Genomic DNA, 9,820 nt, shown 5'->3' with positions numbered 1-9,820 from the left:
ATGCCTGGTTGTGGATGAGCGAAACCGAGGACAGCTATCTCCTCGTCGCCGATCAGATTGAGCTACCCTGCTTCACCAAAGAGGGTGCCATTCCCGTGGGCACGGCCCACCGGGACAGCTACCTATTATTGACTGATGAACAAATGAACCCCAGCTGCGCACCACCAGACAAGGTCAAACGGTTTACCACGCCTGAGCCCGGCAGTTGGCAGGATTGAGCTGGCGAGGGATTAAGAGAAGAAGAAACGATGAAAAAGCATGAAATTAAAGCCCGTCGGAAAGAAAACCGTGTTGATTCCGTGAAAATCGTACGATCCCCCTCGAATGCGCACGAATGGGTCATACTTTTTAAGGATATTGAAGGAAAGACCTTTTTCCTGATCTCAGACGACGATCATGTCTGCAGCTACGCAAACCTGGATGCGACCGTCGAGGCACTCGACGCCCTGGGGTTTGCCCGTGCCGAAGTGCTGTTCTGACAGGCCCTACCTGGTTTTGGGCAAGGTCACCGAAACCTGCAGGCCCTGACCTCCCGGGCCAGCACCCAGCCGGATATCGCCACCCATCCCCCGAATCAGGGTGCGGGCGATAGCCAGGCCCAGGCCTGCGCCACCGGTTTCGCGGCTGCGTGAGTGTTCCAGCCGATAGAAGGGTTCAAAAACCCGTTCCCGGTCCGCCTCCAGAATACCCGGGCCCTGATCAACAATCGTGACAACCGCTTCTGTGTCTGTGGTTGCCAGTGTTACTTCCGCCTGCTCGCCATAATTAACCGCGTTCTCAATCAAATTACGCAGGGCACGTTTGACGGCTTCAGGCTGCCCCTGGAGTACACATCTCGGGCTGTCATCGCAGTGCACCGCCAAGCCCATTTCCTGGAGATCACCACACAGGCTGTCCAGCAGGGTCGCCAGATCATAGCGACGGTGCTGTTCGGTGGTGGTGCCCCGGATGAAATCGAGGGTAGCTTCGGCAAGATGCTGCATTTCCCTGAGGGAATCGAGAAGACGGTCCCTGTCCTCACCTTCCGGCAGCATTTCAACCCGCAGCCGCATGGAGGTAATGGGTGTCCTCAGGTCGTGAGCGAGAGCCGCCAGCAGCCTTGCCCGGTCTTCCTGGGCGCGGCCGACCTGATCCTGCATCTGGTTGAAGGCGCGGGTAACCTCACGAACATCCTCCGGTCCCTTTTCAGGAACCCGGACTTTCTCTCCCCGCCCGAACGCGTGGGCTGCCAGGCTCAACTCGTTCATTGGCCGCAGGATTCGACGTACCGCCAGCAACAGGGTCAGCGTGAGCAGCACAGCGGTAATCCCTACGCTGGTGAGCGTAGCCTTCAACCACAACCAGGAGGGCGCTGGTGGTCGGGCCCGAGCGTTGAACCATTGGCCGGAGGACAAGGCCAGGGAAACCCCCAGGACCGGGGGGCATTCGTGCCGGTCATCCCGATGGTCGTCCTCGTCACGGTGTTCTTCATACTCGTGGTGCTCATCATCTTCATCGTCATGCCGTTCACGGTCCCGATGTTCATCGCGATCCGGCATGCAATCGTCTTCGTCAGCCTCCATGGCTGTCCGAACCTGCTCCACCGGCAGTTCCAATTCCTTGGCCAGCCGGCGCGTCATGCCGGAGACCCGGTCCTCGGTCAGATAGGGCGCAGGATCGATCGAAAGCCGCAGGGTCGGGCTGGAGAGTGCCCGGAGGATGCGCTCCTGCCGTTCCGGATCGGTAGTATCGGCCAGGGTATAGCCATCGGCCACCCGCTGGAGGACGTGTTCCAGACTGGCACTGCGCAACGCTCCCTGGCGCTCACCCGCCAGAATAACGATGGTGATAACCTGGGCCACCAGCAGCACCAGAATCAATAACAGCGCCAGCTGCCCACCGGCGCGCCGTGGCCACAGTCTCATTGTTCAGCCCCTTCGACCGCAGCAATCCACTGGTAGCCACCGCCCCAGATGGTCTTGATCAGCCTGGGGCTGCGGGCATCCGGGTCGATCTTTCGGCGCAGGCGGCTGACATGATTATCAATGCTGCGATCGAAAGCATCCGCCTCTCTGCCGAGGGTCAGGTCCATCAGCTGATCACGGGACAACACGCGGCCGGCGTGCTCAAGGAAGGCGAGCAGAAGCTTGTACTCGGCGGTACTCAACGACACCTCGACACCTTCCGGATCGATGAGTTGATGGCGGTCGACGTCCAGCGTCCAGCCCTCGAACGTCAGGGACTGCCCGGCCATGGGGCTGCGTTGCGGTGGCAGCGCTGTGGTACGGCGCAGAACTGCTTTTATGCGGGCCAACAACTCCCGGGGGTTAAAGGGTTTGGTGAGGTAATCGTCGGCGCCCATTTCGAGGCCGACAATGCGATCGGTTTCCTCGCTCATGGCTGTAAGCAGAATAACAGGCAACTCGGTGTGCTCACGAAGGTAACGGCAGAGCGTGAGGCCATCGTCCCCGGGCATCATGATGTCCAGCACAACCAGGTCGATGGAGTGCTGTCGCAACTGGCGCTTCAAGGCATCGCCGCCATCCGCCAGCAGCACGCGCAGGCCATGCTCCTGCAAATAGCGGCCGACCAGATCTCGAATGTCCCGGTGGTCATCGACCACCAGGATTGTGGGAGAGTCGCTCACTCGTTACTCCGTTGAATTACCGTCTGCCCTGATTATAGGGGAGTCGACTTCCCGCTTGGGCGCGATCTTGTCAAAAACCGTCGCAAATCCCTGCCTTGCGACAAGTTGCGACAAAGTCGGTGGGTCACCGAGACAATTCTGCGACGTTTCCTTGATGGAATAACTCCCGACCAACAATGACATTCCGTCATGGGTTTAACCAACCAAGGAGTTCGACCATGAAGAAAACGACCACCATTGCTGCTCTCTCCATCGCCGCGATACTCGGCGCCACGCCACTGCTTGCGTCTGCCGATGACGACTACGGGCGAGGTGACTGTGACGATCGTTACGAGAATCGCCACCACGGCAAATCCATGGGTTCCGATCTGAAGCAATACAGCACCGACGAAATGCGCATCATGGCTTACGGCCAGGCGCTAAGACGCTTCGGCCCGGGCGTGGATGTGTCCGTTGAGGAAACGTCGGATGGCACATACCGGGTCCAACTGCGAGATGCCGAGCAGAATCTGATCCGGGAGCAGGAGTTCAACCAGTACGGTGCCCCGGTTCGCGGCGGACACCGGAGCTGATTACCAACAGCCAGCGCGGGGCCCGAGAGGTGCCCCGTCAGCCTTTGATCAAGGAGAATCGCGATGACACTGATGGACGCTGACAACCGCTATGGTGCCGTTTCCCGGGCTGTGCACTGGATAATGGCGGTTATGTTGCTGGTAATGCTTGCCAGCGAAGTCTGGTTTGAAGCCCTGGAGCACACACTCTCTGATGCGTCGCTTATGGCCTGGCACCAGACCCTGGGCCTGACCATTTTCGGGCTGGTTATCTTTCGCGGTCTCTGGCGCTGGCTTAACCGCGCACGTATAACACCACCGGCTCAATGGGCGACCATGGCCAAGCTCGGGCACATTGCGCTCTATGCCCTGATGATCCTGATGCCGCTGTCAGGGCTCGCATCCTCCCTCGGTGAAGGCGATCCTGTTACCTTTTTCGGCTGGACAGTCTTTGGCTACGGCCCGGAAATCGAGTGGCTGGAAGACAGCGGGGAAGAGGTTCATGAAGTGCTGGCCAACGTGTTGTGGCTCATGATTGGCGTACACGTAGCAGCTGCCCTGGCGCATCAGTACCTGCTGGGAGACCGGATCATGAAGCGCATGGCCTGACAGGCCGGAATAACCGAAATCCCCCGGGCTCAAGCCACCGGCAGGGATTCGTCGCTGCCCCAGTCCGCCCAGGAACCGTCGTAAAGAGAGAGCTGGTCATACCCGGCCAGCTCGGCCGCCAGCAGAATGATGCAGGCGGTGATGCCGGAACCGCAGGAAAACACCAGTTGATGCCCGTCTCCGGGCTGAAGGTTCGTACCGAGATGCCTGAACTTTGCCTCCAGCTCACTGACCCGCTTAAACCGGTAACCATCCAGCACCTCGGTAAACGGAAGACTGAGTGAGTTCGGAATATGGCCGCCGCGCACTCCCGGGCGGGGTTCCGGGGCCTGAGCCAGGAACCGCGCCCGGGATCTCGCATCAATCACCGAAACTCGCTCGTCGTCCAGATGCTGTAGCACGAAGGCGGAATCCCGAACCCGTCCGCGGTCCAGACGGCCCGCCACGTTCCCGGCGGAAGCCGCACTATTAATCGGGGCCGACACCGTCTCACGCCCCTCTGCCAACCACTGTGGCAGGCCACCATCGAGCACGAAAACCTGTTCGAGGCCCATCGACCGCAGAATCCACCAGGCCCGGGGAGCGGAATAGATTCCCTGGTTGTCGTAAAGCACCACCAGTCTTTCAGGCGTTATGCCCAGCCTGCGAACTTCCTGAGTGAACTGTTCCTCGGTAGGAAACGCATGGAGCTGGGACGATTCCGTATTGCAGAGCGTTCCCTCCAGATCAATCTGGAAGCTCCCCGGTATCCACACCGGGTGATCATAAACGATCGGCTCCTTGCCAATAACCGTGGCCATACTCGCGTCGATAAGAACCAACCGTTCGTTATCGAGGTTTTCCTGCAACCAGTCGGTGGTTACGAGTGGGGACGCCATGGTGTGCTCCTGTTCCTACCAGAAATAAACGGCCGACTTCTCAGGCCGACAAATCGCCAGACCTTCCCGGCTGCCGTCAGGACGTTGCGGCAATCACCGAGATTTCCACCAGCAACTCCGGCGACGCCATCTGAGCCTGAACGCAGGCCCGGGCCGGCGCCGTACCTTCAGGCACCCAGTTGTCCCACACCTCGTTCAGGGCTTTGAAATCGGCCATGTCTGCCAGGTAAATGGTTGCCGAAAGGATTCGATCGCGGCTGGAGCCGGCGGTCTCGAGCAGCTCGTCCACTTTCTCCAGCATCCCGGTTACCTGGGTATGAATATCGGCGTTACGGTCCTTGGCAACCTGACCGCAAAGGTAAGCAGTGCCGTTGTGTTTTACGATCTTGCTCATTCGGCTGTTGGTGGAAATACGTTCAATGGTCATGGTGATGGCCTTGTTGGGGATTTGAGTGACTATATAACCAATAACGGGCTCGAGGATAAAGCCTCACACTTCAGCCCGGCACAAACACCGGAAAACCATCCAGTTCGGCAGATAGCAAACGCTGGCCAAACAGGCTTTCGAGTGCAGAAGTCACCAGCATGTCGCGGGCCGGTCCCCAGCAGGCCTGACCGTCGGGGTACAGAAGGAGGATCTGGTCGCACCATCGCGCAGCCAGGTTGAGGTCGTGGAGGCACATGAACACGCCCCGGTCGCACGCTGCCTGCTGGCGCAGCAGCTTCATAACGGCGGTCTGGTGCTGTAAATCCAGGTGATTGGTGGGTTCGTCCAGGAGCCAGATTTCGGGGCTTTGGGTCATGAGGGTAGCAATGGCTACCCGCTGGCGTTCACCGCCGGAGAGGGTGTTTACCAGGCGATCTTTCAGGTGGATCACGTCCAGCTCTATTAGAGCCCTTTCAGCAATCGCGAGGTCATCACCACTCTCCATCTGCCAAGGCGATAACCAGGGGTGGCGGCCGATCAGGGCGGTTTCCAGTGCCGTTGCCGGGAATCCATCCTGCCGGTCCTGAAATACCAGGCCCATGCGTTGCGATACGGTCTTGCGGCGGATGCCGTCCAACGGCGTTCCATCAAGCAGCAGCTTTCCGCTTCTGGGCTCCCGCAATCCTGCGAGAGTATGGAGCAAGGTGGTTTTACCCACACCGTTAGGGCCCAGCACGCCCCAGACCTGTCCCGGTTCGATGGCCAGATTCAGGGGAACGCCTGAGCTGCGGCCCGGAATGTCGATAATCAGCGCTTCGGTTGCCAGGCGTGTCATCATCGGCTCCTATACAGCAGGTACAGGAAGGTCGGGACGCCGATCAGCGCGGTGATCACCCCAACCGGCAACTGCTCCGGCGCAATCACCACCCGCGCCAGGGTATCCGCCAGCACCAGCAGCGTACCGCCCGCCAGTGCGCAGGCCGGCAGAATCAGGCGCTGGTCGTTGCCCAGCACCAGCCGCAACATGTGCGGTACCACCAGGCCAACGAAACCAACCGAACCGGCCATGGTGACGGCGGCTGCGGTCAGCAGGCTGGCCATCAGGTAGATCGACCATTCCAGTGGCCGCACCGAAACGCCCAGCGCCGCCGCCTGCAGGGAGCCCCGTGCCAGCACGTTCAGGGCCCGGCCGAGCGGAAACACCATCAGGCATACGAGCACAAGAATGATCAGTCCCGGCCACGGAGTGGCGGCGTGGGAAAGATCGCCCATCAACCAATACAGCATGCCCGGCAATCGGCTGGCCGGGGTCATCGAGAGGATCAGGGTAATGATGGCGCCCCAGCCGGCGGCAACCACCACACCGGTAAGCAACAGCCGCGATGGGGTCCAGCTGCCACTGCCGTGAGCCAGACCAAACACCAGCAGGGTGGCCAGCATGGCTCCTGCAAACGCGGAGCCGGATACCAGAAAACCGGCAGCGCCGGCCAGCATGGCCAATAACGCACCCACTGCCGCGCCACCAGAAAGCCCCAACACATAAGGATCGGCCAGGGGATTTCGCAACAATACCTGCATCAGTGCCCCGGCCACGGCCAGCAATCCGCCAGTTGCGAACGCGCTCAGGGTGCGAGGCAGGCGCAGCTCCAGAATCAGCGTTTGCTGCAACTCGGTGCCACTGCCGGTGATCACCCTCAGAGTGTCACCAAAACCGATGGACGTACTGCCAATGCTGACGGAGAGCAGTGCCGCCAGAAAGCCCGCCAGCAGCAGAATCAGGAGGGGCTTGGAAGGGCTAGAGATTGGCACGGGCCTGCTCCAGGGTCTGGCACAGGTGCATGGCACCCTCTGCCATACGTAGCGTCGGGCGTGCCAGCAGGTCAGGTGGTTCAAGGAAGAGGTTGCCCGCGGCTACCGCTGCCAGGCCCGGAAACTCACGCCAGGCCTCCAGCCACTGCCTGTCGTCTGACGATCCGGCGGTAATAATGACTTCAGGGTTGGCTTCGAGAACCGCCTCCCGGCTGATCCGGGGCACCAGCCGTGGCAGCCCGCCAAACACATTCACTCCGCCGCACAGGGTTATGGCCTTGCTGATCAGCTCGTCCCGGTTCACGGTCATCAGTGGCTGGTCCCATATCTGGTAGAACACCATAACCGGTCTGGCATCGGCATACTGAGCTTTAAGTTTGACTATTTCTGCACGAAACGCTTCGGCCCGCTCACTGCCGAGATCCGGTGAACCCGTCAGCAACGCCAGATCCGATACCGCCGCGGCAATGTCGTCAAACGTTCGCGGGGCTAGCCAGAATACGGAAATACCAAGGTCAGACAGCCGTTCCAATTGGCTGCGGGAATTGCCATCCACCCAGGCCACCACCAGGTCCGGTGCCAGCGAAACAATGGCTTCCAGGTCCAGGCGATTGCTGTCGCCCACCTGCGGTAAGTTCTCCGCCTCTGGCGGGTAGTCGCTCCAGGCACTCACCGCAACGACCTTTTCGCCGGCACCGGCGGAGAACAACAGCTCAGTGGCACCCGGTGACAAAGAAACAATACGCTGCGCTGGCTCGGCCAGGCATACCTTCTGGTTCAGTGCATCGCGTACGCAGGGTCCCTGGGCCTGCGCCAACGAGGGCGCAAGCAGAGACAGTACACACAGTGCAGCGAGCCATAGGTGCCTCATAGAGGGCGGGAGCCTCTCAGATCAATGAATTTACTGTTGGAAATCATAGCGCACCGAGGCCATGAAGGTTCGTCCGGCGGCCAGATAATCAAAGGGCGCGAAGGTCGCACTGTCATATCCGATGCTGGTGGCATACCGACGATCCAGCATGTTATCGACCTTGAATGAGGCCGACCAGCCAGGCTGGAAATTCCAGGCCGCTCTCAGGTCTACCGTGCCATAGCCCGGCAGCAGACTGGTATTTGCCGCATCGTTATAGCGGTCACTCTCGGCAATAAAGCTGGCGCCCACCGACCACTGGGAGAACAGGCGATCAATATCCAGACGCACGTTTTTTTCCGCGCGGCGTGGTAAACGGGCGCCGGTATCGCGATTCTCGGTATCCGCGTAGGTTACTGCTGCCGCCAGATTCCAGTCAGCCGTCTCGATACCGGAAGAAACCTCAACGCCACGGATTCTGGCCGTCTCGACGTTTTCCATGGTGCCCTCAAAGGTCACCGGGTCCGACACGTAGGTAATCAGGTCTTTCACGTCGTTCTGATAAAGCGCAATGTCCCAGTACCACCGGTCATATCGCCCGGAGAAACCGGCTTCGACCATCTGCCCCTCTTCCGCATCGAGGTCAGGATTACCGGTGTAGAACGGCACCGTCAGGTAAAGGTCATTAAAGGTGGGTGCCCGGAACGATGTCGCATAGCTGAGGCGAAAGCGATGGGCGCGGTCCAGCTGGTGACCGAAGGCCACACCGCCAGTCTCCTCTTTGCCATAGGCCTCGTTGTCATCCAGACGCAGACTGAGCATCAGATCGGTGGCATCAAAGTTCAAACGGCCCTGACCGAAAACCGCGCTGTTGGTCCGGCTGTCTTCTGTGAAATTGCTGGTGCCATCCACTTCGTCAAGCATGACCTCCGTACCCAGAACCAGCTCATGAACACCGGCCGTCAGGGTGTTTTCCCAGCGCGCGGAGCGAGACAGGGTGTCGAACGTGCTGGGATTGGCTCCGAAGGTATCCTGTTCGTCGCGAGCTTCCGAGAACTGGATACGTGTACGCCAGTAGTCACTGGCAACCGCTTCCAGATGCAGCCCCATGGCACGAATCAGGAAATCGGTATCACCGCCTTCAAACTCGGTATTACCTTCAGACTGGAAAACCGTCAGTCCTGCGCCGCCGCCCTGGTCAAAACTGTGGCTCAGTTTGGCCAGGCCACCAGCGTTCCGGAATCCTTTGTCCTCGCCGCCAGCACGCAGGTTCGTGCCATCGGTATCCGAATAAACGCCACCGGCCAGGAACGACGAACGGCCTTCCCGGCCAGCCAGCCCGGCCGTTGCCTCACGGGTTTCATGGGAACCGCCTTTCAGCTCGCCCCAACCCTGGCGCCCGGCCTCCGGTTCCAGGGTGAACGCCTGGATGACACCACCCACCGCATCGGCACCGTAGAGGGAACTCTTCGCACCTCGCACCAGCTCAACCCGTTCCATCAATTCGGGAGGCAAAAACTGCCAGGGTGGGATACCCGCAGAGGCCGAGCGCAGGCGGATACCATCGAGAAGCAGCACGGTACCTGAGCTGCCAGCGCCACGCAGGAATACGCTGGTAGTCTTGCCGTAACTGCCGTCCGACACCACGTTGATCCCCGGCTGGGCGCGCAGCAGGTCGCGGAATTCCGCGGGCTGTTGCCGATCAATATCCTCCTTCTCGATGACCGTAACCGAAGACAGGCTCTCCCCAACGGTCTTCGGCCCCAGTGTCGCGGTAACCACGATGGGATCCAGGGCATCGGATTCAGGGGCAGACTGGGCCGAAACGGCCAGAGGCAGGGCGGCCATGGCAACGCCGGCCAGTAAAACAGGGCTTTGAATTCTGAACATGAAACTTGCTCCGCACTCCGCGCGCACCCGCACGGGAATCTGGGTTTTGTTGCGGAACAGGGAATGGGGGCAGGCGGTAGACTGGTGTCAGGAATGCGGAACCGGCATATCACCCACCCAGGTTGCCCACCGCAACATCGGGTGTTTTTCCAGGCCGGTCTCCGGGCTGGCAGGCGGAAC

11 protein-coding genes, 1 pseudogene and 1 riboswitch (1 of these 13 cut by a window edge) are annotated in these 9,820 nt (G+C 60.2%); of the genes and pseudogenes, 4 read left to right on the top strand and 8 right to left on the bottom strand.

Features of this window, described 5'->3' with window-relative positions; translation table 11 throughout:
* A pseudogene (locus B2W52_RS08095) lies at window positions 1-218 on the top strand (ArnT family glycosyltransferase); the annotation flags it as partial.
* Window positions 219-248: 30 nt separating this feature from the next.
* On the top strand, window positions 249-479 hold the full coding sequence (locus B2W52_RS08090) for a hypothetical protein (protein WP_008177099.1): 231 nt from the start codon (window positions 249-251) through the stop codon (window positions 477-479).
* A 6-nt stretch (window positions 480-485) separates the two neighbouring features.
* Here B2W52_RS08090 and B2W52_RS08085 read toward each other — a convergent pair whose 3' ends face one another.
* Entirely contained in the window at window positions 486-1,904 is a 1,419-nt protein-coding gene (locus B2W52_RS08085; RefSeq protein WP_273069111.1) for a sensor histidine kinase, read from the bottom strand.
* Window positions 1,901-2,626, bottom strand: a complete 726-nt coding sequence (locus tag B2W52_RS08080) for a response regulator (RefSeq protein ID WP_008177094.1) — start codon at window positions 2,624-2,626, stop codon at window positions 1,901-1,903. Before B2W52_RS08080 ends, B2W52_RS08085 begins: the two co-directional genes overlap by 4 nt.
* A 218-nt stretch (window positions 2,627-2,844) precedes the next feature.
* Here B2W52_RS08080 and B2W52_RS08075 point away from each other — a divergent pair, with 218 nt between their 5' ends.
* Window positions 2,845-3,198: a hypothetical protein gene (locus B2W52_RS08075; RefSeq protein WP_008177093.1), complete on the top strand. Its 354-nt coding sequence runs from the start codon at window positions 2,845-2,847 to the stop codon at window positions 3,196-3,198.
* Window positions 3,199-3,261: 63 nt separating this feature from the next.
* Window positions 3,262-3,786 carry a cytochrome b gene (locus B2W52_RS08070; RefSeq protein ID WP_014579077.1) on the top strand — a complete coding sequence of 175 codons (525 nt, stop codon included), beginning with the start codon at window positions 3,262-3,264 and terminating at the stop codon, window positions 3,784-3,786.
* A 29-nt stretch (window positions 3,787-3,815) separates the two neighbouring features.
* Here B2W52_RS08070 and B2W52_RS08065 read toward each other — a convergent pair whose 3' ends face one another.
* The 6 genes from B2W52_RS08065 to B2W52_RS08040 all read right to left on the bottom strand — a co-directional run bounded on the left by B2W52_RS08065 (window position 3,816) and on the right by B2W52_RS08040 (window position 9,640).
* A complete protein-coding gene (locus B2W52_RS08065) occupies window positions 3,816-4,664 on the bottom strand; it encodes a sulfurtransferase (RefSeq protein WP_273069113.1) in 849 nt (282 codons plus the stop codon).
* A gap of 76 nt (window positions 4,665-4,740) precedes the next feature.
* Complete coding sequence (locus tag B2W52_RS08060) at window positions 4,741-5,091, bottom strand: RidA family protein (protein ID WP_008177087.1); 351 nt, start codon at window positions 5,089-5,091, stop codon at window positions 4,741-4,743.
* A 70-nt stretch (window positions 5,092-5,161) separates the two neighbouring features.
* Window positions 5,162-5,926: an ABC transporter ATP-binding protein gene (locus tag B2W52_RS08055; RefSeq protein WP_041645928.1), complete on the bottom strand. Its 765-nt coding sequence runs from the start codon at window positions 5,924-5,926 to the stop codon at window positions 5,162-5,164.
* Entirely contained in the window at window positions 5,926-6,900 is a 975-nt protein-coding gene (locus B2W52_RS08050) for a FecCD family ABC transporter permease (RefSeq protein ID WP_273069115.1), read from the bottom strand. The genes B2W52_RS08055 and B2W52_RS08050 overlap by 1 nt, the downstream gene beginning before the upstream one ends.
* Window positions 6,887-7,771, bottom strand: a complete 885-nt coding sequence (locus B2W52_RS08045) for a cobalamin-binding protein (RefSeq protein ID WP_273069116.1) — start codon at window positions 7,769-7,771, stop codon at window positions 6,887-6,889. The genes B2W52_RS08050 and B2W52_RS08045 overlap by 14 nt, the downstream gene beginning before the upstream one ends.
* A 30-nt stretch (window positions 7,772-7,801) precedes the next feature.
* The gene (locus B2W52_RS08040) at window positions 7,802-9,640 is read right to left on the bottom strand and encodes a TonB-dependent receptor plug domain-containing protein (protein ID WP_053113671.1); all 1,839 of its coding nucleotides are present in this window, start codon (window positions 9,638-9,640) and stop codon (window positions 7,802-7,804) included.
* Between the two features lie 135 nt (window positions 9,641-9,775).
* A riboswitch (cobalamin riboswitch) is annotated at window positions 9,776-9,820 on the bottom strand (it continues 164 nt past the right edge of the window).

This window comes from Marinobacter sp. UBA2498 (assembly GCF_002341575.1).
In the GTDB taxonomy this organism is placed as follows: Bacteria; Pseudomonadota; Gammaproteobacteria; order Pseudomonadales; family Oleiphilaceae; genus Marinobacter; species Marinobacter manganoxydans.
Note: the sequence above shows the minus strand (reverse complement) of the source record. Positions and strands in the feature narration are given on the sequence as shown.